The organism is Pseudoalteromonas sp. OANN1, assembly GCF_024124685.1.
Classification (GTDB): domain Bacteria; phylum Pseudomonadota; class Gammaproteobacteria; order Enterobacterales; family Alteromonadaceae; genus Pseudoalteromonas; species Pseudoalteromonas piscicida.
The window spans coordinates 61,564-85,915 of the sequence record NZ_JAMXSE010000001.1 but is presented as its reverse complement, the minus strand read 5'-3'; the positions used below and the strand labels follow the sequence as shown (position 1 = coordinate 85,915).

27 protein-coding genes are annotated in these 24,352 nt (G+C 42.3%); 22 read left to right on the top strand and 5 right to left on the bottom strand.

Annotated elements, in window-relative coordinates; translation table 11 throughout:
- Positions 1-1,209 (bottom strand): porin, encoded by a 1,209-nt coding sequence (locus NH462_RS00435; RefSeq protein WP_253103173.1) that lies wholly within the window; start codon positions 1,207-1,209, stop codon positions 1-3.
- A 363-nt stretch (positions 1,210-1,572) separates the two neighbouring features.
- On the opposite strand from NH462_RS00435, the gene NH462_RS00430 reads away from it, so the two are divergent.
- The 18 genes from NH462_RS00430 to NH462_RS00345 all read left to right on the top strand — a co-directional run bounded on the left by NH462_RS00430 (position 1,573) and on the right by NH462_RS00345 (position 16,636).
- The gene (locus NH462_RS00430; RefSeq protein ID WP_253103171.1) at positions 1,573-2,523 is read left to right on the top strand and encodes a DUF5050 domain-containing protein; all 951 of its coding nucleotides are present in this window, start codon (positions 1,573-1,575) and stop codon (positions 2,521-2,523) included.
- Positions 2,524-2,743: 220 nt separating this feature from the next.
- Positions 2,744-4,087, top strand: coding sequence for a serine hydrolase domain-containing protein (locus tag NH462_RS00425; protein WP_253103169.1), 1,344 nt, complete (start codon positions 2,744-2,746; stop codon positions 4,085-4,087).
- Between the two features lie 88 nt (positions 4,088-4,175).
- Positions 4,176-4,481 (top strand): hypothetical protein, encoded by a 306-nt coding sequence (locus tag NH462_RS00420; RefSeq protein ID WP_253103167.1) that lies wholly within the window; start codon positions 4,176-4,178, stop codon positions 4,479-4,481.
- A gap of 83 nt (positions 4,482-4,564) precedes the next feature.
- The gene (locus tag NH462_RS00415) at positions 4,565-4,804 is read left to right on the top strand and encodes a hypothetical protein (protein WP_017216044.1); all 240 of its coding nucleotides are present in this window, start codon (positions 4,565-4,567) and stop codon (positions 4,802-4,804) included.
- A 261-nt stretch (positions 4,805-5,065) separates the two neighbouring features.
- On the top strand, positions 5,066-5,893 hold the full coding sequence (locus NH462_RS00410) for a hypothetical protein (protein WP_253050131.1): 828 nt from the start codon (positions 5,066-5,068) through the stop codon (positions 5,891-5,893).
- A gap of 174 nt (positions 5,894-6,067) precedes the next feature.
- A complete protein-coding gene (locus tag NH462_RS00405; protein ID WP_253050128.1) occupies positions 6,068-6,622 on the top strand; it encodes a GNAT family N-acetyltransferase in 555 nt (184 codons plus the stop codon).
- Between the two features lie 25 nt (positions 6,623-6,647).
- Positions 6,648-7,262, top strand: a complete 615-nt coding sequence (locus NH462_RS00400; RefSeq protein WP_010377476.1) for a LysE family translocator — start codon at positions 6,648-6,650, stop codon at positions 7,260-7,262.
- Between the two features lie 253 nt (positions 7,263-7,515).
- Positions 7,516-8,031 carry an adenylate kinase gene (locus NH462_RS00395; RefSeq protein WP_253050125.1) on the top strand — a complete coding sequence of 172 codons (516 nt, stop codon included), beginning with the start codon at positions 7,516-7,518 and terminating at the stop codon, positions 8,029-8,031.
- A gap of 218 nt (positions 8,032-8,249) precedes the next feature.
- Positions 8,250-8,429 (top strand): hypothetical protein, encoded by a 180-nt coding sequence (locus NH462_RS00390; protein WP_010377480.1) that lies wholly within the window; start codon positions 8,250-8,252, stop codon positions 8,427-8,429.
- 116 nt (positions 8,430-8,545) lie between these two features.
- A complete protein-coding gene (locus tag NH462_RS00385; RefSeq protein ID WP_010377482.1) occupies positions 8,546-8,866 on the top strand; it encodes a multidrug efflux SMR transporter in 321 nt (106 codons plus the stop codon).
- A 64-nt stretch (positions 8,867-8,930) separates the two neighbouring features.
- Positions 8,931-11,189, top strand: coding sequence for a hypothetical protein (locus NH462_RS00380; protein WP_253050122.1), 2,259 nt, complete (start codon positions 8,931-8,933; stop codon positions 11,187-11,189).
- A 215-nt stretch (positions 11,190-11,404) separates the two neighbouring features.
- Entirely contained in the window at positions 11,405-11,872 is a 468-nt protein-coding gene (locus NH462_RS00375) for a DUF4265 domain-containing protein (RefSeq protein ID WP_010377485.1), read from the top strand.
- Positions 11,873-12,011: 139 nt separating this feature from the next.
- Complete coding sequence (locus NH462_RS00370) at positions 12,012-12,392, top strand: GFA family protein (protein WP_253050119.1); 381 nt, start codon at positions 12,012-12,014, stop codon at positions 12,390-12,392.
- A gap of 25 nt (positions 12,393-12,417) precedes the next feature.
- A complete protein-coding gene (locus tag NH462_RS00365; protein ID WP_253050116.1) occupies positions 12,418-12,651 on the top strand; it encodes a hypothetical protein in 234 nt (77 codons plus the stop codon).
- Positions 12,652-12,790: 139 nt separating this feature from the next.
- The gene (locus tag NH462_RS00360) at positions 12,791-13,057 is read left to right on the top strand and encodes a GNAT family N-acetyltransferase (protein ID WP_366033055.1); all 267 of its coding nucleotides are present in this window, start codon (positions 12,791-12,793) and stop codon (positions 13,055-13,057) included.
- 52 nt (positions 13,058-13,109) lie between these two features.
- Positions 13,110-13,529, top strand: coding sequence for a hypothetical protein (locus NH462_RS00355; RefSeq protein ID WP_253050110.1), 420 nt, complete (start codon positions 13,110-13,112; stop codon positions 13,527-13,529).
- 230 nt (positions 13,530-13,759) lie between these two features.
- A complete protein-coding gene (locus tag NH462_RS00350; protein ID WP_045964166.1) occupies positions 13,760-15,142 on the top strand; it encodes a Na+/H+ antiporter NhaC family protein in 1,383 nt (460 codons plus the stop codon).
- Positions 15,143-15,289: 147 nt separating this feature from the next.
- Entirely contained in the window at positions 15,290-16,636 is a 1,347-nt protein-coding gene (locus tag NH462_RS00345; protein ID WP_253050107.1) for a DUF2254 domain-containing protein, read from the top strand.
- Positions 16,637-16,648: 12 nt separating this feature from the next.
- Here the strand turns inward: NH462_RS00345 and NH462_RS00340 are convergent, their stop codons facing one another.
- Complete coding sequence (locus NH462_RS00340; RefSeq protein WP_253050104.1) at positions 16,649-17,350, bottom strand: hypothetical protein; 702 nt, start codon at positions 17,348-17,350, stop codon at positions 16,649-16,651.
- Between the two features lie 169 nt (positions 17,351-17,519).
- Here NH462_RS00340 and NH462_RS00335 point away from each other — a divergent pair, with 169 nt between their 5' ends.
- The 4 genes from NH462_RS00335 to NH462_RS00320 all read left to right on the top strand — a co-directional run bounded on the left by NH462_RS00335 (position 17,520) and on the right by NH462_RS00320 (position 20,866).
- A complete protein-coding gene (locus NH462_RS00335; RefSeq protein WP_010377500.1) occupies positions 17,520-17,990 on the top strand; it encodes a GNAT family N-acetyltransferase in 471 nt (156 codons plus the stop codon).
- Between the two features lie 129 nt (positions 17,991-18,119).
- On the top strand, positions 18,120-18,707 hold the full coding sequence (locus tag NH462_RS00330; protein ID WP_253050101.1) for a helix-turn-helix transcriptional regulator: 588 nt from the start codon (positions 18,120-18,122) through the stop codon (positions 18,705-18,707).
- A 145-nt stretch (positions 18,708-18,852) separates the two neighbouring features.
- Positions 18,853-19,650, top strand: a complete 798-nt coding sequence (locus NH462_RS00325; RefSeq protein WP_253050098.1) for a trypsin-like serine protease — start codon at positions 18,853-18,855, stop codon at positions 19,648-19,650.
- Positions 19,651-19,975: 325 nt separating this feature from the next.
- On the top strand, positions 19,976-20,866 hold the full coding sequence (locus tag NH462_RS00320) for a DUF1015 family protein (RefSeq protein ID WP_253050095.1): 891 nt from the start codon (positions 19,976-19,978) through the stop codon (positions 20,864-20,866).
- Between the two features lie 22 nt (positions 20,867-20,888).
- On the opposite strand, the gene hisC is transcribed toward NH462_RS00320, so the two are convergent.
- From hisC to NH462_RS00305, 3 genes are read right to left on the bottom strand one after another with little or no spacing between them, the layout of a single operon-like run.
- Complete coding sequence (hisC, locus tag NH462_RS00315) at positions 20,889-22,001, bottom strand: histidinol-phosphate transaminase (RefSeq protein ID WP_253050092.1); 1,113 nt, start codon at positions 21,999-22,001, stop codon at positions 20,889-20,891.
- Positions 21,998-23,374: an MATE family efflux transporter gene (locus NH462_RS00310; RefSeq protein ID WP_010377509.1), complete on the bottom strand. Its 1,377-nt coding sequence runs from the start codon at positions 23,372-23,374 to the stop codon at positions 21,998-22,000. Before NH462_RS00310 ends, hisC begins: the two co-directional genes overlap by 4 nt.
- Positions 23,368-24,351, bottom strand: coding sequence for an ornithine cyclodeaminase (locus NH462_RS00305; RefSeq protein WP_253050089.1), 984 nt, complete (start codon positions 24,349-24,351; stop codon positions 23,368-23,370). Before NH462_RS00305 ends, NH462_RS00310 begins: the two co-directional genes overlap by 7 nt.
- Position 24,352 lies beyond the last annotated feature (1 nt).

The following is a 24,352-nucleotide window of genomic DNA, read 5'->3' as shown; positions in this document are numbered from 1 at the left end:
TTACAGCGTGTAATGGAAACCGATGGCGATACCGTCGTCTTCGGTTTGTGACATTTGTGCTTCTTGCGCTGCATCGGCGCTTGAGAAGTCACTAAAGTCCTTACGCGCTTCAATGTACAAAATAGTGTCTTCAGACATAAAGTAGTGTGCGCCTATCACGGCAAACTGACGCTTAAAAACATCATTAGGATCAGCATTAAAGTTTGGTTGGATCACATAGTCATCGCCCGCATCAAATACGTTATAAGCGATAAATGTACGCACGTCATTATCAAAACGGTAGCTAACAAGCGACTCTAATCCAACGGCATCCTTGATTAAGCGCCCTAAGTTATCTGTATCGTGGTTTTCGTTTTTATTGATGTTTGCAGCTGCATACCAACCTGGTTTATAGAAATCGCCATAGGTAATGCCGACACCATAAATTAAATCTTTAACCGATTGATTTCGACCAGCAGCATACACAATATCAAACTCGCCGCGGTTAACACCGGCTGTGAGGGTTAAGTTTTCTGTTGCTGCATAGGTAAGTGACGCGCCGTAGGTTGAATTAAACTCTACCATTTGTGCTGCGCTATCCCCTTGATTAAACAGGGTTTCACATGAGCTGCTGGAAATATCAACGACATCACAAGTATAAAAATCATCAGATTTTAGCTGAGCTTGTACAGCAAAGCTCAATTTACCAAATTGATTACGGTATTGCAGTACTTTATCACCACGACCGGTGCCATTAATCGCACCATCATCTTTGTTATAGGTATAAACACCTGCGGCATTACCATCCCAAACTAGGCTGTAGTTGGTGCTGTATACCACGTCGTACCAAGCGCCCCATTGTTTTCCTAGGGTAACTTGGCCGTATTCATCGTGCTTAATCCCAACATAACCTAATCGGTTATATAAAAACTCATCTTGTATTGATTCGAAGCGGTTGCTGTAAACAATATCACTACTACCAACAGGGTTTACACCCCATTCAAGTAATGCGAAGGCCTGCCAGTTGTTTTTCAATTGGCGTTTAAAGTCAAAGTTAATACGCGATGCGCCGTTTACCAACTCAGTCTCGCCTTGAGTGTTAATAACTCGAGCATCGATAAAGCCGCCAATCGTGACACTATTCTTTTCATCTTTGAATATCTCGATAGCGTTTACTGATGGAATAGTAGTCACGCTAGCGATAAGAGTGGCAGCAAGTGTTCTTTTCATGAATTACCTTGTTTCAATGTTGTTGCTAAATAGGGTTAAATTAGCTAAAAAATGGAGATTATCAAAGCTAAAATACAGGCAAAAGTGAAAAAATATCAAGAAAATAACGTGGTTTTTGGTAAATTTATTCATTTTCTGTTCATTGAGTCTAAATATCAATGAGTTAGGGGAGTATGCGTTCTGAGATTATTGATTTATTTTACGCAATAAATGTAAGGGTTTATAGCAATATCTGCGTTTTGTTACAGAAAGATAGCACAAAAGGTGTAATTCAGCGAAAAATCAATAAAACATCATGTTTTTGGTAGATAGACTTCTGTAGTCTTCCAATTAGATACACAACTACAAAAGGGAGATTGAGTAATGCTTGTTAAAAAAATTGGTATCTCAAAACTGGCTTGTTTTTCCACCATTATGTTGTTTTTTATTCATGAAGTTCAATCATATAGCGAACCATCAACAGAGTCATATGGTATTATATATGGTTTTAAAGACGGTAATAACAAAGCGATTTACTTAAGTGACCAAGATGGTAAATCGCCAGTAAAGATCGTGAAAGCCACGTCAAGTGACGGCTATCCTGCTGTCTCACCATCAGGAGAAAAAGTCACCTTTTACGGTAAATACGATAACTTCAAAACATGGTCAATTCATACCGTTGATATTACTGGCCGCAATATGAAAAGATTAACCAGTAAAAAATATGTGTGGGATAGTGCACCTGCTTGGTCTTTGGATGGAATGACGATAGCGTTTGGCAGAGAATATGAAAATAAGGAAGGCGTTTGGCAAGAAGAAATTTGGTTAATGAATGCAGATGGTAGTGAACAGCGCCAAATTAAAAATCTTGAAGGTCGTGCTCCAGAATTTATGCCAGATGGGCGATTACTATATCAATCTAAAGCCAGCCCAAGCCAAATTAGCATTGCCAATTTGGATGGTAGTGAGGTTATTCAACTCACTCAAGACGACACTGATAACATGTCTCCTCAAATTTCCCCAGATGGCAAAAAAATAGCCTATCTATCTAATAGAGATGGCAATCAGGAGGTATATGTCATGGATATTGATGGAGCCAATAACAAGCGACTTACTCGTAATGACATTCAAGAATGGGATCCATCTTGGTCTCCAGACGGCACAAAGGTGTATTTCGCTTCAGAGAATGTATTTGGCTTTTATGATGTCTTTTCTATAAATGTGGATGGCACGTCTATCAAAAAAATACTTCAAAACAGCTCGCAAGCGACAGTTGTGCCAGGTCTTGACCAAGAAACGCTACAAAAGTTAAAGAAAACAAGTGAGCGCCAGTAGACCTGTGCGCTGACCGCAGCTTAAGTTATTTACTTTTGCTGTTGTTGGAGACGACCTAAAAAAGGAAAAGAAGCATCGCGATATTGTGACTAAATCTGGTAATGTTCTACAAAATATTAATAACACCTACGCCCAATTAAGAGAACGTTATAATTTTACTATATTGCCAAGATCAACTCGTTGGAATAGTGTTAATAGGCTCGGCTTCATTAGTACGTATTTGATTAGACAAGGCCGAGTCATAGAAGCGATAGAAGTCGCAGAACGTTACACCGAATATCAACCTAAGTATTGGCAAGCCTATGAGTCTTTAGCAAAGGCGTTTGAGGCGAATGAGGATAACTTGCAAGCGCTGCAAAACGTCAAAATAGCCGTGCGGCTAGTTGATAATAAAGTAAATAAAAGCCTTCTATTGGCATACATTAATCAAGGCGACAGAGTAAATATGCAGCTACGTTCAGTGAAATCATTAACCCTAATTTGTTTGATGCTCTTTTTGATGGTTTTAACCGCCTGCAACAACGATAGCAAACTAGACTTTGACGCATTTGTTGAGAAAAAACTAACAGATTTTCTGATTGAGGAAAATGCACAAGTTGCCTCCATCGCCATTGTGAATGACAAGCTTAACTATCAAAAACAGTTTGGCGAGTTTCCTGATGGTACAAAGCCACACCATGACACCGTGTATGAAATTGCATCCATCACTAAAACTTATACCGGGTTGTTGCTTGCCAAGGCGGTAGTAGATAAAAAAGTACAACTAGATGAAGATATTAGGGTGTACTTGCAGGATGGTGATTATCAAAACCTGCAGCATCTAGGCAAACCTATCACTTTGCGTCATCTCGCGACTCACAGGAGTGGGTTACCGCAAGATTTTGCATATACAAGCGCAGATATAAAGTCTGGCAAGGCTTTTGAGCTGTTCTCTAACTATTCAAAAGCGAAGTTTTTTGAAGATTTAGCTCAGTACCAACTTACCTCAATGCCTGGTGAGACATTTCAATACTCCAATGTTGGCGCAAACCTGACAGGGTATATTTTGGAAAACGTGTATAACCAACCATTATCTACACTTGTTGCGCAATTGATCACGGAACAATCGGGTGAAGAACACACAAGGTTTCGTTTAGAGCCCAGTGAGATAAGTAAAATAACGAGAGGGGTAGATAGAAACGGCAAAATTGCACCGTTACTCAGTCCACACTCGTTTGCTGAAGGCGGACTAACATCCACTGCAGCTTCGATTGCCGATTATATGCAGTATTTACTCAGCACCCAAGCAGAAGAAGTGCTGTTGTCGCGCACCTTATTAACAGAAACCAGCAGTGAACATGGCCATGCATTTTTTTGGAATACATACGAGTATCACTCAGCTAATCCTATGTTCTATCACAGTGGAGGCTCTATAGGTACTTCCACTTGGCTTGCGCTTTATCCAAAGCAGAAGTTAGGAATATTTATTGCCACAAATGTTTCAGCGAACAACACGCAAGGGAAATTAAATGATATTGCCAATGCGATTGTTGAAAAGTATGAGCAAGTTGGACAGTCAAAATGACAAGCGAATGTAGTTTCAAAGTATGGCAGACCATATTGAATATGTTGAGCGTCGCCTTTGCAGACTTAAGCATATACTAGGAGGTATCATGAGTTGGAAATGCAAAAATTGTAGTACTGAGATTGAAGAAACAAGTTTTGAAGTTTGTTGGAACTGTGGTTGTGAGAAAGGAAAAGAGAGCTTACCAGAATTAAAAAGTCCGTCATTACAATGCCTTCGTTGTGACTCCTCTATGGTGAAATTGGGCTCCAAAGAGTTCCATGAAGGATCACGATGGGGGGCTTTAGGTAATTTGGGTGAGTTACTTGTTAGTAGACAAGCACTTGATATGTTTGCCTGTAAAGCTTGTGGTAAAGTTGAGTTTTTCATCCCGAGTGAGAAAGAAAACAAATAACCAAAATTACTATTGCTAGCTTTCGCAGTGGGTTGTGCGCTAAGTTACTGATTTTGGGCTCAGGGTTAGTAGTTGGATAAGATATGAGTTTATTTGCATGGATACTCTCTCATGTCACGCTGGCGGCATTTTGGCTTTGGATTTTAAATTTTGGTGGAGCTGAAAAAATAGAGGGATGGAAGTCGTTCTTTATCATAGGGTGGTTTGCTGCGCTATGGACTGCTGAGCAATTGCGTTTGTATGCACTGTGTATTCTCGTACTACAAGTTCCTTGGTTTATTGCAGGCCTTTTGATACCACAATGGCGCGGCTTTGCAGTGTAACATCAATTTGCTTAATTAAGTGCTCTACTTTGAGGCGAGAAAATCTTGTCGATAACAAGACAAAGATTTTGCTATTTAGTTATTCTAAATAAGAAACCTTTAACGCAGTTAGCGTCAGATTTACTCCTTCAAATTGAGCAAGTATTAAGACAAACTGGTGTCATTGTCAGGCTTTGTAAAGGTGCTTGGATTATGCTGTTACTTAGTGCAATTATATTTAATTGAAAACTACACCGGCTCTAATAAATAAAAGGACAGTTTATGAAGCAGATGAGCATTCCAATTGTTTTATTTTGCGGCTTAATAATTTGCGATAAAAGTTATGCCCAAAACACTTACGGTTTAGGACAAAAGCCACCGGGATTAACACCCGAATTATTTGCTCCAGGTGTCGTTTCTACGGATGAGCACCGTGAGACTGAAGTGTTGTTTTTGCCAGATATGTCAGAGCTTTCTTTTACTCGCTCTGGTGGAGAATATCAAAAACCAACATGGATTGTGATGCAATATAAAAACAATCAATGGATTGAAAAATCAATACCTGAAGCAGATAAAAAAGCATATCAGGAGCAATTTAGCCCACCGGTTTCACACATACAAAACATCGAGCCTTTTAAAGATATTCCAATCAGAGGTTATACTACCTCAGCAAAAGGGACACACTACTTTTATGTCTTAGATTTGAAAGACGGCAGTGGGCATTTGAGTTATTCACGGCTTGTTGATGGCAAATATGAAACACCGCACAAAATGAGTAAAGCAATTAATCAAGGAAAGTACATTGCTCATCCCTACATAGCGCCAGATGAGTCTTATATTATGTGGGATGCTGAAAAGGAAGGTGAAAACACGCCTGATATCTACATTAGTTTTCGTAACCAAGATGGCACATGGACAAACGCAATAAACATGGGAGATGCGATTAATACGGCTGCGTACGAGCAACGTCCTAAAGTATCACCAGACGGAAAGTATTTATTCTTTTGGCGAGGTGATAAAAAAGTCAAAAAAGACGGCACGAGTTACTGGAAAGGTAATCCATACTGGATGGATGCGAAGGTTATTGAAACGCTGAGACCAACACGGTAGCACTCAATTATTCTTGGTTATACCACCACTAAAAACCTAGACTAACAGCCGCAATCCGGCCATTTTTTAGATGCAGTCAAAGTGCTATTTCGCGCAGTATAAAGAACCTTCACCATACTATTTATCGCGGTTTGAAGTTGTCTCTGTGTTGCGCTTTGAATGTTAAGGAGCAATATGCAATTTCCAGAATTTGAAACACCACGCTTGAAGCTTACAGCACTATCCACAAGCGACAGTAATGCTATTTTTGAACTATTTTCAAACCGAGAGGTAGTGAAATACTACGATTTAGAGGCGTTCAGTGAGCGGTTACAAGCTGAAAAACTCATTGATTTCTTTCATTCTCGATTTGTTAGCGGTGTTGGGATCCGTTGGGCTATCCGATTAAAAGGCACCGAGCAGCTTATAGGTACGTGTGGCTTTAACTCATGGAACCCGGCGATGAAAAATGCAGTTATCGGTTATGATTTGATGCCGAAATTTTGGGGAAAGGGTTATACCACTGAAGCATTACATCAGATTATCTCCGCCGCGTTTGGTGGTTTACTGGGATGTGGCGCACTGAATCGAATTCAAGGAGATACGGTGCCGGGGAATCATGCATCAGAGGCTGTGCTAGAAAAGTTAGGTTTTAAAGCTGAGGGGGTTAGACGACAAAGTGGATATTGGAAAGAACAATTTCACGACCTAACGTGCTTTGGGTTATTAAAGTCAGAATTTAATCGCTGAGCCAATATTTTTTAAAGGAAAGGCTATGGACATCTGGACACTACTTTTATTTATCCCAGCGTGCTTTGCCTTGAATATGGCACCAGGTCCAAATAATCTTTTAGCGCTAAATAATGCTCGTCGTTATGGTTTTCGTATAGCTCTACTTGCAGGACTTGGAAGGCTCGCCGCATTTTGTGTGATGATAGCGCTTGCCGCGTCAGGCCTTGCAGTTGTGCTGTATACGTCGGAAATATTGTTTCTAGCCATTAAAACTTGTGGCGCGCTCTATTTATTATGGATTGCTTATAATTTATGGCGCTCAGACGTTAGTCCAGTTTCAGATGATGTCCGCAATCTGAGCATTATCGGACTGATGAAACAAGAGTTCGCCCTTGCTGCGGGTAATCCAAAAGCAATTTTGATATTTACCGCTTTTCTCCCTCAGTTTGTCGATGTTGCAAAAAATGTGACAGAGCAATTTTCACTATTGGGGGCTACTTTTCTCGTTTTGGAAATAGTGGCTATCGCTATGTTCGCTGTTATTGGGCTGTATCTAAGGCAGTGGTTTAGTAAACCTAAACTGGTTAAACGTTTTAATCGTGCATGTGCTTCATTTTTGGCGCTATCTGGCGGCAACTTACTGTTGAGTAGACAGTAGCGATGCCAAAGTTAGTGACTCGCCAGCCCACAAAGTGATGCTACTTCTCAATTCACTCATCTGGCCTTGCGTGTGCTTGACAATAACCGAGCATTACATGAAAGTATCGTTATGAATATAGAACTATTTCTCACAAGTACACGAATTATTACCATTCCTTAGGAGTGGTGGTTTTGTGTGCTTTTTTAATGAACCCACCAAAATAAGGTGGGTTTTTTGTATCTGCCTTGTGGGGCCACAGCAAGGAGGTTACATGAAGAAAGTAGCAGTTTTTGGTAAACCGGGAAGCGGCAAGTCTACGGTGAGTAAAAGACTGGCCGCGGCAATACACATCCCGTTATATCAATTAGACTCGATGCTTTACCAAGCAAATGGCGAGTTTGTTGACAGAGCCGCTTTTGATAAAGCACATCAAAACATATTGAATACTGATGCGTGGATCATTGACGGCTTTGGTCCGTTAGATGCATTTAAACAGCGCTTAGATGCAGCAGATACCTTAGTCTACATCGACTTACCATATCGAGTGAGTTATTGGTTTGTGATAAAACGTCTTTTAAAAAGCATGATCACTAAGCCTGAAGGCTGGCCAGATGGTAGCTCAGTGTTTAAAGGGACGATTGCCAGTATTAAAACGTTAAGGCGCTGTCCACAATTTTGGAATGAAGCATTCTTATCGCAGTTAGAGCAAAGCGCGCAAACCAAAACACTCTATGTGATTAAGTCGGTTGCGGCGCTTGATAGCTTTGTACGCCAACATGTGAAGTAATACCACAAAGGGTACATGTGAGTAATGTATTGATTTGATTTGCAGCCTTTGGTGTTACGTCTTTTTAGCTGGACATGATGAATAATAAAACTTGTAGCAGTCTTACCCACACTAAAACAGTAATAAATCATCATATAATCGCAGCCATTATTTACCTTTGTACCTTTTTTGTTGTCCTGTATACTTAGCCAGTTTGATAATTGCGCATGGAGAGGTGCATGAGAAGAGTTGTAATATTTAATAAGAAAAAGCATTTTTTTTGGCCACGACCAGACGTTAACTCACTCAACCAAGAGATTGAGCAGATAGAGCAAGATGGTTGGAAGGTGGTGTCTGTCACGGCTAACTGCGATTTTTTAGGTTATATTAGTTCTTTTACAATCTTAATTGAGTCTTAATTTGTCTGCCGTGAAGCTTGAATTAGCTTCACCGGCGTGCTAATTTTCTCTCGCTCTGGTGGACGACCTCCAGAACTTTCTTTTACTGGCGGGGACGACCCCATTTTGGAGTTGTCATGAGCTGGTTGCTACTTGCTTTTGCAGGTTTATTGGAAGTCGTTTGGGCTATTGGTTTGAAATTTACCAACGGTTTTACGAAGCCTGTTCCTTCAATTATTACTTTAGTGGCGATGGCCGCAAGTTTCTACTTTCTCAGTGTTGCACTACGAACTTTACCGCTTAGCGTTGCTTATTCCGTCTGGGTTGGCATTGGTATGATAGGGTCGATTATTGTTGGCTTTGTCTATTTTAAAGAGCCGTTGTCATCACTTAAGCTACTCAGTTTACTGTTGATAGTGATTGGGATTATTGGTCTAAAATTATCCTCTCAGGGTTAAATTACAGCTATAGTTAACCGGAGTTTAGGTTAGATAATTCCACTTTAGATGAAAAGGAAATTCGATGACGATTGAACTGAATATGGCGGGCTTACATACGCTTGTCGAGACTACCCTCACACCACTTAAAGACTATCATGGTGATTTGTTACCTTGGCGCGGGGAAATAGCAGAAAGCCATAGCTTTGCATTGGAGGGTATAACCGCAAGTGTTACTGGTGACACTAAGGTAGAGCTTATCAACGCGAGCACTGCCATAGATGAAGACGGTATTATTGGTGAGCAAAAAGAGATTAATGCAGATCTCGAACCTACCACAACACTTGCCTATAGTGACGAGGCATGTTGGATAAAATACAGCACACACATTGACTTTGATCTCACCGGTGCTTCCAAAGCGGAGCTGCTTGGGATCAATACAGATGGGCAGGCACAATGTAAACTAGCAGCCTACCTTTGCCATCAACCACATGAAGCTGTGGGTCTTGCCTTAGGCCGCGACCTTGCAACTATGCCGGTTATTTTCGATGTTGAGGATGTTAAGTCTCTGGCACCTAACAATGCATTAATGATGGAAACGGCGGGGGCGTTAACGGTGAGCGCCAATTTTAGGTGGTCAGATATAATCGCGCAAAATCTCGATATGTTTAGCCGCTGGTTGGATCAAGGAGAATTACTTGATATTAACCTTGATTCGGCTTTGAGTGCGGACCTTGATATCGAGATCCGTGGTGGCTTTCGTGTTGTCTTTTCTAAACGCTTGGATAAACCACAGCATACTTTCCTCGCAATTAAAAAATCAACATTGTCGAATACCGCTTTAACAATCACTGGGGGAGTGAACGCCAAATTTGCCGATCAAGCCGGATTTAAGCAAGCTTATTCGAGTATTTTGACAGGGATATTCAATGCACCTTTGGATAAGGTTGAAGAAGTCCTATCGCTTGTCGCAACAGACTCTCTCGACGAAGCACAAAAAGACCTGATCTTAAGATTAAAAGATCGCTTACAGCTTGATCCACTAACGGACAGTTTAGAACGACTCCAAATTGAGCTGCTGACCATTAAAAAAACGGTGTTAGCAAATATTGAAACGGCTGCAAAGCTAAAAGCCGAGCTAAGTGTTCAGTTTGAATATACGCGTTTATCCAGTCATCAATCGCTGCTTGAGGCGAGGTTAACTACCAAAGGCCTAGAGCAGGTGCATCTTGATGCGTTATTTGGGCGGGTTGGTACTATCACTCAGCCTAGTTACCAAGATGAAATCGAGATAGAACGCTTCTTCTTTCAAACCAGTACTGAAATCAAGCAAGCCTATGGGTTCAATTTAGGCTTTGGTGCTTGGTCGGCCATGAGCCGTAACAGCTATTCATTTAAAACCATTGAAACGAGAGACAAGCTAAATAGAGTGCAACTTGCTACGCTTGGAATGCGTGGTTATCAAGATGATATTAATGGCGATAAATGTCATTACTATCTCAGCTTTGATGCTCAGATGGTGGCCTTTTCAACATCAACGCCGCCTAAGCTACGTGAGTTTACGTTGGGTCTGACGCTCGTACATGAACAGCAAGAGGCGAGTGTGACCAGTAACGAGCTAGACCACTTGGTCGATGATTTATCGGTATGGGGTATGATCCCAGAGTTTGAATATGAGGATACAAAACACCGATTGAGCGAGATACTCAAAGATGCCGATAATGTGCGAATCGTTAAGTCCTTACATCTTGACCATGACGCGTTTGTTCAGTTACTGCCTTTATTAGGTCGGTTTGATAGTCGAAGACTGGCCACCTCGCTTGCCGCTGCATTACCCATAAATCATAAAATACTTCCTGAGCGGGCAACTATAGAAAATCGAGTGAAATTATATGATGCGATTTTTGAGGCATTGTTAAATTCGCAACTTAACTCTCATAACGAAGTGGCTCTGGCGACATATCAATATCTCAAAGCAAAGGGATGTCGAAAACTTGCATGTAAAGAGCGGGATTGGCGCAGGCTAGGTGCGAGCAAATTCCAAACCCTAGCAGGAATAGTCGAGTTGCATCCGCGGATTTTGCAGGACATTAAAAACCTATGCGATGGCTTTGCGCAACTTAATCTCGCTTATCACCAAGAAGGGAATTATTCTGTGCTTGAAAAAGCATTTAATCTTTTTGATGATATGGGCGAACATGGATTCTATAACCGCTTTTTCGCCCACTATGTATTGCAATGTACACGCATTTTTCCTCAGTCACAAAATGGTACCAAAGTGACGGTGAAGCTAGAGTTTGTTAAAGACGGTAAAGAAATTGATGTGCTTTGGGGCAAACGCTAGGGGTTATTGCGCTAGCTTCGCTCTGAACTTGAACAGCCATCACTCTTCTTTAAGATCATTGCTTAATTTTCTCTTCAGTTTTGCTACTGCATCATGTTGGCAATCTAAGCCCATATACAAGTAACACCTTGTAATTGTGGGTAACTTTTATTTGTTGGACTTACGGTCGGTTAGATAAAGCGAGATCAGTCCATGTAAAGGCGGTTTGTATCCATATGAATGATGTAGTTACTGACAAAGTACGGTTTACTTTTAAAAACCATCCCCTAGGATGTGCTGAAGAATTTATTGTTGCGACGGCAGTAGGCGATAATATTTATCAGATAAAAGGTGCCCCGCTTTTTGCTTTTGGTGTTAACTATGATGACCACGTTTTGGTTGCACCAGATACCGAAGGTTCTTTAGACGCAATCGATATAGTGGCTCGAAGTGAGTACCACTCTTTGCGGGTCTGCTTTACAAACGAGTTGGAAAATGCCAAAAACATAGAGCTACTTCAAGAGCTTACTCTATCTGGCGTGGAGAGCGAGCAATTTGATGATGGGTGCTTTGCGTTGACGGTTTCACCGCAAAGAGAATATGAATCTTTTATTGATATCCTGCATTATTATCAGGAGCTTGGAGTATTGAAGTATGAACTTGCCGGCGAGCCCCACGATAACTTTGATGGTAAAACTGCGTAACTAAGTGGAATTATCTAATTCTTTATAAATGCAGTGGTTTAGTGTTCAGTTTTATGTTTCACTTGGAACTTTAATAGGCACGGTAATTTACTATCGTACTTAATCTAGGATAATGGCGAAATCTTAAGGAGACACAAGGATGGCTGTCAATTTTGTTGGAGGATGTTTATGTGGGCAGATCCGTTTTACCGCGATTGGCGTCCCTCGTAACCCTCATACCTGCTCATGTAACATGTGCCAAAGGCATAGCGGTGCACTAACCGTTGCATGGGTAGAGTTCGGAAGTGAAGAGGTCAGTTGGGATGGACCTGGCGGTGCTCCTAAGGTGTGGCGTTCATCGGATTATTCATCGCGCGCTTTTTGCCCTGATTGTGGTAGCACATTAGGTGCAATAGATGACGCGCCTGTCATTGCATTAGTGCTCGGCGTTTTTGATGGCAATAGTCGTAAAACCCTTGAACCCAAATCTCACTCTTATATTTCAAGAAGGCCAAAATGGTGGTGTGTAGGATGCAATTAACCTCTGTGCTGTATGTGAGTAAATTATGACTTTTTACGCTATCGAAGATGCGTCGTGGTCTGAGATCTTAACGCTACAAAATCAGGCGTATCATGATGTTGCGCCGGAAACTGTGGATATTCTAAAAAGTAAATGGATGCGCTCGCCAAAGAGTTGTTTTGTTTTTAAACAACATCGAGCCGTGAATGCCTATTTACTGGCGCACCCTTGGTACGATGAAAAGCCGCCGAGTTTGTTTACATTATACCAATCTACCTAAATACTTGCTCAATTTGAAGGAGCAAATCTGACGCTAACTGTGTTAAAAATTTCTTATTTAGAACAACTAAATAGCAAAATTTTTGCCTTGTTATCGACAAGATTTTCTTGCCTCAAAATAGAGCACTTAATTCAGCAAATTGGTATTACTTCCTGAACAACCACCTAGTTCGTCGTTGTTTCTACATGACCTAGTTGTTTCACAAGCCGTATCTGGGCAGGGAATAGGTGCCTTGATGATTAAACGCTTAGTTGAGTTGGCGACCCAAACGGGGTACTGTCGCATTCGGCTCGTGGCTGTGCAAAATAGCGTGGGGTTTTGGTTGAAACTAGGCTTTGTCTCAAAGCCAATTAAGGTATGCAAAAGTTATGGTGAAGATGCGCAGCTGATGGAAATGAAAGTGTAAGGTGCGCCAGCTAAGGTTGGAAGTCATGAAAGTAGCCATACGGTAATTTACGATGATTAAAAAAAGAGTAATTATATTCTCGCTGCTGTTTGCATCTAGTCACGGCAGTGCTGATGAATTAAAGCCATTCACAAGCGATGGTTGTAGTGCATTTCCTGATGGTACTTTGGCGCAAAATGAACTGTGGTTGGGCTGTTGCACGGCACACGACCTTGCCTACTGGAAAGGTGGTACCGCTATAGAGCGCGAAAATGCCGACATTGCCTTGCAAAAATGTGTTGCTGCGGTAGGTCAAGAAGAAGTGGCAACCTTGATGTTAGCGGGTGTGCGACTTGGTGGGCTTCCTTATTTACCTACGCCATTTCGTTGGGGGTACGGGTGGTCTTATCCTAGACGCTACGCCGAATTGACCGCTGAAGAGATAGAGCAAGTAAATAAGCACATGGCAAAACTAGCATTAGACAAAAAATAAATTGACGCAAAGTCAAATTCTGTATACTTTCTCCGCGATGTTTCAATGAGGGCCATACAGTCAACTCGTCAACCCAATATTAGGCAGATCCTCACATGCATTAAGTGCCTGTGATTTTAACCTTTTGTTCTGAATTTGGGAAACGGATAAGACTGCATCAACCGCTGTTTATAGCCGACTTTGCGTCCCTTTTTTCCGCTGCTCAAATTCCTTTGATTTGGGAAATTCGCATGGCTGAGCCAAGTGCAATTAGCATCATTCCCCCAGTCGTCGTATTGACGCTTGCAATTATCTTACGTCGTCCTATCTTGTCCCTTGTTTTGGGGGCGCTTGTAGGACTCGCATTGTTAGACCCAGCCACCGTATTGGCAAATTTTGCTGATGCTTCGCTAAAAGTGATGGGCGATGAAACCATCGGCTGGCTTATTCTGGTATGTGGTACGTTTGGTGCCTTGATAGCGCTGTTAGTGCACACCGGCGGTGCCTTAGCATTTGGCCGCAATGCACTGAAAATGGCAAAAGGGCCAAAGTCGTCTTTGCTTATGACTTATTTTTTGGGTGTGATCATTTTTATTGATGACTACCTCAATGCGCTGACGGTTGGTGAGACGATGCGTCGCGTTACCGATAAGTTTAAGATTTCTAGGGAAATGCTTGCTTATGTAGTGGATTCAACCGCTGCACCTATCTGTGTTTTAGTACCGCTTTCGACTTGGGCGGTGTTCTTTGGTGGCTTGTTGGTCGATAACGGTGTCGCGGGAGAAGGACAGGGGATCAGTACGTATATTCAGGCCATTCCTTACATGCTGTATGCTTGGGTGGCCGTAATTATGGTACCACTGGTGATATTTGGTATTGTGCCTCTGTTTGGCCCAATGAAAAAAGCAGAGCTTGCAGCTAAACAAGGACAACCCGCGCTTGAGCAGATAGATTTGGAAGAAGTACATACACCGGATCACTATGCTGCAAAAGCCATTGAGCAAGAGTTCGAACAAGCCGACACTCAAGGCAAACTGGTTAACTTTTTGGTGCCTATTGGTTTGCTGGTGGCGTTTACGGTGTACTTTGATATTGATGTATGGAAAGGTTTGTTAGCGACTTTGGCAGTGACTATCCCATTTTATATGGTGCAAAGGTTGATGCCGCTTGCAGACATGCTTGAGCAAATGATCAATGGTTTTAAATGCATGCTACCTGCGATAGGAACGGTAATCGCCGCATTTATCTTTAAGGATGTGTGCGATCAACTGCTATTGCCACAATATGTAATAAATGCACTGAGTCCTTATATGACAGCTGGTTTACTGCCTGCGATGGTGTTTTTATCTATGGCTATTTTGGCCTTTGCAACTGGCTCTAGTTGGGGGATCTTCGCCGTGACTATTCCTATCGTGATGCCTTTGGCCATTGCTGTTGATGCTAATATTCCTCTGGTCATAGGCGCGTTGTTGTCGGCATCATCATTTGGTAGTCAGGCGTGTTTCTACTCGGATTCTACGGTATTGGCAGCTCAAGGCTCAGATTGTAACTTAGTCAGTCACGCCATCACTCAGCTACCTTACGCGTTGATTGCGGCTGCAATTGCCTTTGTTGGCTTCTTGATTATTGCATAGTCGCGGGCAAGTTTTAGGGTTAGTTCTGCTAACCCTTCAAAGCTAACCCTTCAAAGCTAACCTCTCAAAACTCTTGTAGTTTTACTTACTCTATTGCTCAAGTCTTGCTAGGCTATATAACCAGATCTTAAAAGTGTAAGGATAGCTATGTTCACACCTCGCAAGTTGGCCGAAAATTATCGCGAACTGATAAGCAGTATCGGTTTCTATCCCTCTTTACTTGCAGTTGCATTTTTTATTTTTGCGCTCATAACCACGGCACTTGAATATGCAGCTCCTATCAGCAACTTTAAAGAGCTTATAGCGATTGTACTGGTCGACAGTGAAGAGAACGCACGAACCATTTTAAGCACGCTTGTGGGTAGTATCATCTCATTGACGGTATTTAGTTTTTCAATGGTGATGATTGTACTGAATAATGCCAGTGCAGGGTTATCACCTAGAGTACTGCCGGGTCTTATCACCAGAAAGTCGCACCAGCTGGTATTGGGGTTTTATCTCGGCAGTATCATTTACGCCATCATTATGCTGATAAACATTCGTGGCGTGGGCGATGGTGAAACTGGGATCCCGGCGTTAGGGGTTTTATTTTCGCTAGTGTTTGGATTGATCTCATTAGGTTTTTTTGTGTTTTTTATCCATTCAATCTCCCGTGCCATACAGGTTGATAATGTGCTAAATGATCTGTTTAACAACACCAAAAATGAGATGAAGAATATTATCACCAAACAGCAAGAGCAGCCTTTTGATAACTTTCCTGACTTCTCGAGTTGGCATAATTTACCCAGCACAGAAGAGGGGTATTTTAAGGGAGTACACAGTGACAAACTGTGCGCGTTGTGCGAGCAACATGACTTAAAAATATATATTGCTGTTAAACAAGGGGTTTTTACCGTTAAAGGCTACCCATTTCTTAAGTGTAATAAGGATCTCAGTGAAGATGAGGCGCTACATGATGCGTTACTTAGCTGTTTTATTTTTTATGTTGAAGAGTACATCAGCGACCATTATCGCTATGGTTTAACACAAATCTCGGAGATTGCAGTGAAGGCCATGAGCCCAGGGATTAATGATCCCGGTACTGCGGTAAAGGCGATTGATATGCTGAGTATTTTACTTATCCAACGTTTGGATATTTGCGATGTGAACTACTCCTTTAAACACGCTAAAAATGAGCCGCTTTTATATATCCACGAAGCGTCTTTTGATGAATTACTGCATGATAATTTTACTCCGATAAGAAACTATGCCAAGACCGATGGCTATGTCATGGTCAATGTGTTGGAAGCGTTTAAAAATATACTGTTTCGCTCGAGTGCGGATCAACAGGCGACGGAAAGTTTATTTAATTACTTAGAGGCCATCATCGACGATGTGCGTAATACCATTACTAATCCGTTTGACCGTCAACGGATCATTGAAATGCTTGAGGCTATTGAGAAAATTAATGGCGATAAAGGAGAAGCGCTTATTACACAATTTACACGAGAATAAGCGCGAACTTTTTTAATTCAGCGCAAGCTTAGCGAGACCGGCGGCAATGGCAGAAAGTGAGAGTAGTCTCAGTAAAATGATAGCAATATCAGAGCTGCCGCCTGCAGACGTATTTCGATAAACTAAGGGATAGTCAAAGAATATAAGCAAGTAGAGTAAGTCAAAAAAACCGATCCGGGTGCCATTGAGTTCTACTTTTGTACCATCTTTTAATAAGATTTCGGCAAAGCATAAATTGGCCGTGGTTTTTATTCTTCCGCCTTTTCGGTCTTTCAATAGTAAGTAATGAAAGGTGATTTCAGTAATGTCTTCTCTAGCAATTTTTTGCGTACCAGTTACCTTTGTTTTTATCGCTTTGGGCGAAATGGTTAATTCGTTTTTCGACACGTCCATCACCCATTGAGAGCCAAAGCCAAATTTTTTGTACAGCATGACTCTTTTAGTGAAAAAGATAATTAAAAATGCGATTAAACAAGCAGGAAAAGCAATATAGCGTGGGTAATCACCATCAATAAAGGACGCAGTGATAGCCAAGGCGAAGACGAGTAATGCAAATAAAAACTCAGCGCCACCAGAAAGCATGCCCAGCGCAGCGATAGATTTGAGTGACACCCGTGACTTATCGTTCAATTCATTTTTGTTTTTTAGAGTCACATATTTGAACCACACTTTATCCGTGAGTGATAAATCGAGTGTGTGTTTAGCCAACGACATAGGGCACCTCCTTGGTATTAATAAAAGCAATGATCCTGGTCCATTTATATCGCATTTCCATGAAACTTGGAAATCTTTCAACTGGTTGCGTTGTGTTTTGACTAATAGATTGGTACTTTTTTTGATTACCAGTTGGTACAATTATGGGAATGTTTGGGAAGCGGAATATATGATCCAAAAATTAAACAATCGCGATGTGTCGATGGCGAGAGAAATTTTCAATGTATTTCAACGCTCATACAAAGTAGAAGCTGAGTTTATTGGGGCGAGTTATTTTCCGCCTTTATCTCGAACGATAGAAGATATATGCGGTGCGACGAGTCACTTTTATGGATATTTTGAAAATCAAAATCTTGCCGCAGTCATTGAAATTGTCATTTTTGAGAAAACGCTAGAAATAGATAGCCTGACCGTTGATCCCAGTTATTTTCGCAAAGGAATTGCGGGTGAACTCCTAAGTTTTGCGATGTCGGAGTTTGATGTCGAAAAGGTGATTGTAGAAACTGCAACGGCAAACGCGCCCGCTATTACACTCTACCAAAAATACGGTTTTGTTGAATACAAACGCTGGTTGCCCGGACATGGCATTGAGAAAGTAGCACTGGCGGTGGATGTTTGTAGCCAGCACTCAAAATATTAGTAAGTTTGTTCTACCCAATAAATTTATCTATGTATATCATAGTGTTGGCATATCAATGACGCCTAGATGACGCAATAATAAGGAAGATCTCCAGTTATAGTTTTATCAACAATATAGAGGAGATCAATTATGGAAATGCAAATAAACAAACAACTAATAAAATTGAAAAGAGTAGAACGGGCATGGAGTCAATCTGAATTGGCACAGGTTTCTGGGTTAAGCCTGCGAACGATACAACGCATCGAAAAGTCAGGAGCAGCATCGCTCGAGTCGATAAAAGCACTTGCTGCGGTTTATGAAGTTAACGTGATGGAAATTCAACTTAAGCCTGAGTCAAAAGGCACCAAATTAAAACGCAAAGCTGCCGCATTTCTTGCAGGCACTGCAGTGATGGCAGCCAGTATTTTTACCTTAACGGCTTCAGCTAAACCCGTGATGATTGACCTTATGCTAACCTCTCAAGGACAAACGCTGGCTGATGTTCAGGTTTTGAATGAAGAAGGCGCATTCAGCGAGTTTGTTTTTTCAGATAAGCTAAAAATTCGTCTTACTTCAACCGTTGAACAAGAAAAACAAGTGAAAATAGTGACCGAGATTTACAGTTTATCTACCGAGGGTCAAGTACTTGTCGCTTCCCCTAGTGTTACGGTTCAACATCAAAAACAGGCTGAAGTACACTTTGATGATTATCAGCTTGTGTTGTCACCAAACCTGTAATGTAAAAAGAGAGTTACCTCAACAGTTCCTTTTAGCACTGAACAATTTTTGTTACATGTTTAAGGTTGGGGTATTACAAAAAATTCAGTAAGTTAAAGCAAACTTACTACATCATTTTTTATCTCAATCCTAAACAAGGACATTTATGAATAGGGTAATTTGTGCTTTGTCGTTGCTCGGTCTTAGTTTACCTAGCATGGCTATTGTTACTCGCCACGATGTTTCAAACACACAATATCTTGTAGATCAGGCGCCAGAGTTTTTAATTGATATGCCGGGCGAAGGTCATGGTGTTTTGATTAATCCGAATTGGATAGTGACGGTTGCACACCTTATTTTTTCTGACTATAGAGGAAAAGAAATTCTGATCCATGGTAAACCCTTTATCATCGAAGAAGTCATAATCCATGAAAATGCGAGAAAGCCCGACAGTAAACTGTTTAAAGGCGACGCTAAACCATTAATGGAATTTAACAAATCGACCAGCGACATCGCATTAATCAAGCTAGCTGAGAAAGTGACCCAAGTTGATCCAATCGAACTGTATCGTGGAACTGAAGAGCTTGGAAGCACGGTGACGGCTTTTGGTCGAGGGTCAACAGGTGATGGGAAAAATGGTTCTATTTACGAAACCAAGCGAGAAAAAGTGTTACGGAAAATGGAAAATCGGATTGATAACGTTGAGGGAAATTGGATTTCAATGACGCTTGATGACGGCGATAAAGCTTTACCGCTAGAAGGAATTGATGGTTCTGGCGATAGTGGCGGCCCTTTAATAATGATGGTGGACGGCAAGCCTGAGCTAGCAGGGCTATTTAGTTGGGATTATGTTGAAGGCGATTTACAGCAGTTTAAACACGGTCTTTATGGTGGGAAGTCCTATCAAGTAAGAATCTCTCGCTATGTTGAATGGATTGAGGAAGTGATGGCAAAAAGCCGATAGAATCAATCAGGGGGCTTAATAAGCCTCAAAACAAATAATTCATAGTTGCTTGCAACGATAGGCAATATAAATTGATTATTATTGAGAGTGGCAAGGATGCTGGTTGTTTACAACCGGAATTATCACGGTTTGTTGCAGTGTTAAAACCCATTTTTAATCAAAGAGTTTGATTCAGTCACCTTCAATTTATTGAAGGTAGGGTTGAGCTTTTCTGTTGAAGCAAAGAAATAGCAACACTTAGCGAAGTATAAATTGTCATGTAAACTTGATGTTACTCAACTTATGGTATGTTATATTGTATCTAAAATGGTGCAAGGTTTATTTTATGATCACAATAACGGATGGGCCACTTCATCTTTACCAAGTGGAGCAAGGTGGTATTTTGGTTACAGGCATTTTGGCCGAGCTTGACGTTTCAGTGTTACCTGAGCAAGCGATTCTGCCTCACGAGTCGGTTTCGGTTACCCATGCTATGGCGCTGAAAAAGCGTGTTCAGCTCGAGAAGTTGCTGTTACCCCCGTGTCTTTTGGTCGGAAAACTTAATTTGGACAAGGTGCGATGGCAAGCGGAATGTGTTGAAACTGCGCAGTGGCACAGTGATTGCGGTGAGTGTACTCATCGCCTCTATGCTGTTGAAAATCGTCACGTGCTACATGAATTCAGACAGCAGATCGCAATGCACCAACAATGGCTAATTGCTGATGGACATCACAGGATGTTTGCTGCCAGCCAACGTCATGCGCCTCAATCTCGGATGATGGCATGGTTAGTTCCACAGCAAGATGCGGTGATAACGAGTTTCGCGGTGCAGGCATCTTACACACAAGCTGTAGATGTTACTAAATTCAAACAGCACCTTAGCGATTTTGATATCTGTGAATCCTTGGAGACTGAGGCCGATTATACTATTTGGTTGGGGAAAGCGGCTTTATGTTTTGCTCTCCAACGCGCGACAAGCGATTCTTATCTTATTCAGACCCAGTTGCGTAGAGCACTGCAGGCAATACCAGCGTTTGAGGAGCTGTGGTCTAAAAATAAAGTTGAGCTAAGTGATGACGCTCATATTGTAACCGCCATCTGTCGCGCCCCCATAATTGAAGACATCTTTGCTGCTGCCAAAGCAGGTAAGTACTTTCCAGAAAAGTCGACCTTGTTTACGCATAAGGCCGACAGCCAAGTGCTTTACCATTTAAATCAGCAGGCAGCTTGTGCTTAAAAGCCCTCAAAGAGGGCGATACTTACAACTGTTTAAAGGCTTCAAGCACCCTAAGGTTTTGCTCAGGAAGTCCAATACTTACTCTCACAAAATGATCAAAACCTGATTCTAGCCAAGGTTTTATCATTATTCCTTGTTGCAGCAGCAAAGATGCGACATGCGCAGACGGCTGCTTGACATCAATAAATAAAAAGTTAGCTAGACTTGGCGCGACAAAATAACCCAGCTCAGTGAGGGCGGCGCTGAGTTTTTCCCTCTCGCTATTCGTTTGCGTGACCGTGTCTGCCAAATAGGAGGGATCTTGCAATACCGCGATCGCAGCAAGTTGTGCTAGTCGATTTACATTGTACGGTGTACGTACGCGGTGCAAATAATCCGCCAGTTGGGCATTTGCCATTACGCCGTAACCCACTCTAAGCCCTGCAAGGCCATAGGCTTTGGAAAAAGTCCGTAATACCGCGTAGGGGCGGGGCTGTGTTTGAAGTAGCGCTAAGCCGTCAGTAAACTGTTTATGGCCTTGTGCATATTCGCAGTATGCTTCATCAATGACGATAATCGTATTGAGCGGACAGGCATCAATGAGGCGCTGCAAATTATTAGCATCAAACGTACAACCTACAGGGTTGGATGGGTTGGCAAGCATAAGCATTTTTAAGTCTGGGTGGCATGCGATAGCATCGAGCCAATCATCAATTCGATAGGACAAATCGCTTTGCATCGGCACCTCTAGTACCTTTGCCCCCATCATATTGGCGTAAATACCATGAAGCGCAAAAGTAGGCTTGGCCACTAACACTTTATCGCCTTGACTGAGAAAGGCTTTGCAGAGCATTGAGAGTACATCCTCAGAGCCGTTGCCGAGTACAATTTGCGCTTTGGCAACGTTAAGTTTAGTGGACAGGCACTCACTGAGCTCTGTGCATTGGCTGTCTGGATAGCAGCTAGCAGTATGCAGTTGTGTTTTAAAAGCATTAAGCGCTGCCGGACTCGGCCCTAAAGGGTTCTCATTCACCGAGAGGTTTATCATATTGGGGTGAAGATTGCGCGCTGTTGCTTGCTCAAGGGTTTGTCCTGCACCATAGGGCGGCAGTGCAATGACTTCTTTGCGGGCTGGGTTTGGCATTGTCGTTGTCATGCGTTTTGCTCCTTGAGTGATGTGGGCTCAAGCAAACGGTTAGCCCTATGATTAAAAAGCCAAATCTCAGATAGCGCTGTGACCGCAAGCCCTAACATTAAAGCGTACCAAACGCCCAAAATTCCCAAAGAGAAAAACTCTTGAAATAACCACGCACCGGGAAGACCAATACACCAATAGCCAATTAAAGACAGCATTAGCGTGCTTTTCACATCGCCAAGTCCACGCAAGATACCGAGCCCAATATTTTGCCACGCGTCAAAAAACTGCAAAAAGGCGGCAATAACGAGTAGTTCTATGGCGATAACAACGACGTCGGAGTTTTGTAATTCTTCTGCACTTAAAAATGGCAGCAGTACAAATTCGGGTACGAACAAATAGATTAAGGCGAAAACAGACATGACCGCTGCACCGCAAATAATGCCCAAATTGCCGATGCGTTTAGCATGATGAAAGTCTCCCGCAGCATTGGCTTCACTGATGTAAATAGAACAAGCAGATGAAATGCCGGCAGATACCATAAATACGATGTACACCATTTGGCTAACCACGTTGTGGGCGGCTAAGGCATTAACGCCGAGTGTTGCCACAAATAGCGCCAGCACGGTGAAAAAACCAGCTTCAAGGCCGTAAGTTGCGCCAATTGGCACGCCCATTTTCCATGTTTTACTAAGTGCTTCACGGTCGGTTTGCCAAAACTTTATAGTGAGGTAGGGGCTGAGTACGTCATCGCGCTTGGCAAATAGTACAAACAGTAAAAACGATAAATACAGCACGATACACGTGGCGGCTGCAACCCCCACAAAGCCGAGTTGTGGTAGGCCAAACTGACCAAAAATTAGACCGTAATTGAGCACGATAGTGAGTACAACAGATACACCCGTTATTAACATCAATGGCCCTGGTCTTTTTAATCCAACACTAAAATGCCGCACGCTTTGAAACCAAAAACAGGGTAATAAGCCCAAAGCGACAACGGTTAAATATTGGGTCGTCAAATTGGCAATTGCCTCGGATGTACCGATAAACCTTAAAAATGGCTCTATGGCAAACATCGCGGCGGCAAACAGTAGACCCAAAAATGTTCCGATAAGCATGCTGGCGTTAAAAAGAGGAGTGATCTGATCTAGTTTTGCCTTGCCGATTGCATCAGACACCAAATTACCCGTTGCCGTGACTACGCCCGTTCCCATGGTTCTAAATTGATTAAAAATACCAATGGCGAGGCCGCCAGCAGCCAGCTCTAATGGGCTCAACATACCGAGCATGATAAGATCTATCGTTGCAATTGCCACGTAGAGCAGATTGGTCAGAATAAGCGGCCCTGCGAGCTGGCTTACTTTAAAAATATCGGTGCGCGCTGAAGCTACCATAGGGTTACTTCCTCCACGTTTTCTTGTGTGATGGCAAAGTCCGCAACGGCTCGTCCGAGCGCCACGTCAGTAATGATCATGCCGCTGTTATAGACAAAGATAATTTCATCAGGGTGAGTTCGTGCCGGTTTTTCACCATTTAGTATTTCAGTCAATGTCGCATCAACGGTGGGTAGCTTGCCGTCCTCGTCTAATAAATCGTCTCCGGTGACCTTCATTTGTTCTGCATCCGTTGTGAGCAACCTATCAGCTCGGTGTAGCACTGATTTTTCGATTCCATAGCCAACCAAAATCACCACTGCGCCGGGTTTCAACCATTCATATTTAATGTTTTCTTTGGCGGACAACCCAGTAACGGCAAGGATCACATCTGCTTGTCTTACAGAAGCTTCTAAGTCTTGTGATACCGCAACTTGTCGCTGTGGGTGATGCTCTTGTAATTTTTGCTGAACCGCTTCTAAACCTGCTTGATAGCTGCCATGAACGGTTAGGTTTGTGAGTTGTGGTAATGCCGTGACGAGCATAGGTAAAGCGATTTGCCCTTGAACACCTGTGCCTACAACCAACGCATTTTTGGCATCTGAATGAACGGCATATTTTGCGAACAAGGCGGAGGTGGCTGATGTGCGCATAGGGCCTAGTTCTTTTACATCCATTAGGGCCACAGGGTGGCCTGTGGCATCATCGCAAAGGAAGATAAAAGAGTAAAACTGATATTGGTTACGGCTTCTGTCAGGGTCGTATTCGTAGACTACCTTAAACCCGACAGTATTACTTGCAGCATCTCGGCCAGCCATACTATAGGCGATGGAGCGGCCATCTTGTGGCGTCATAATCACTTTAAGTGGGTTGGCAGAGTCGGGGTGATGCAGTGAGCGAAAGGCATTTTCCACCACCTCAATGACTTTACTATAAGGGAAATCAAGTTGCGCCAGTCGGGCTTCGTTTAGTATCGGCAGAACAGTTTGTTGAGTCATA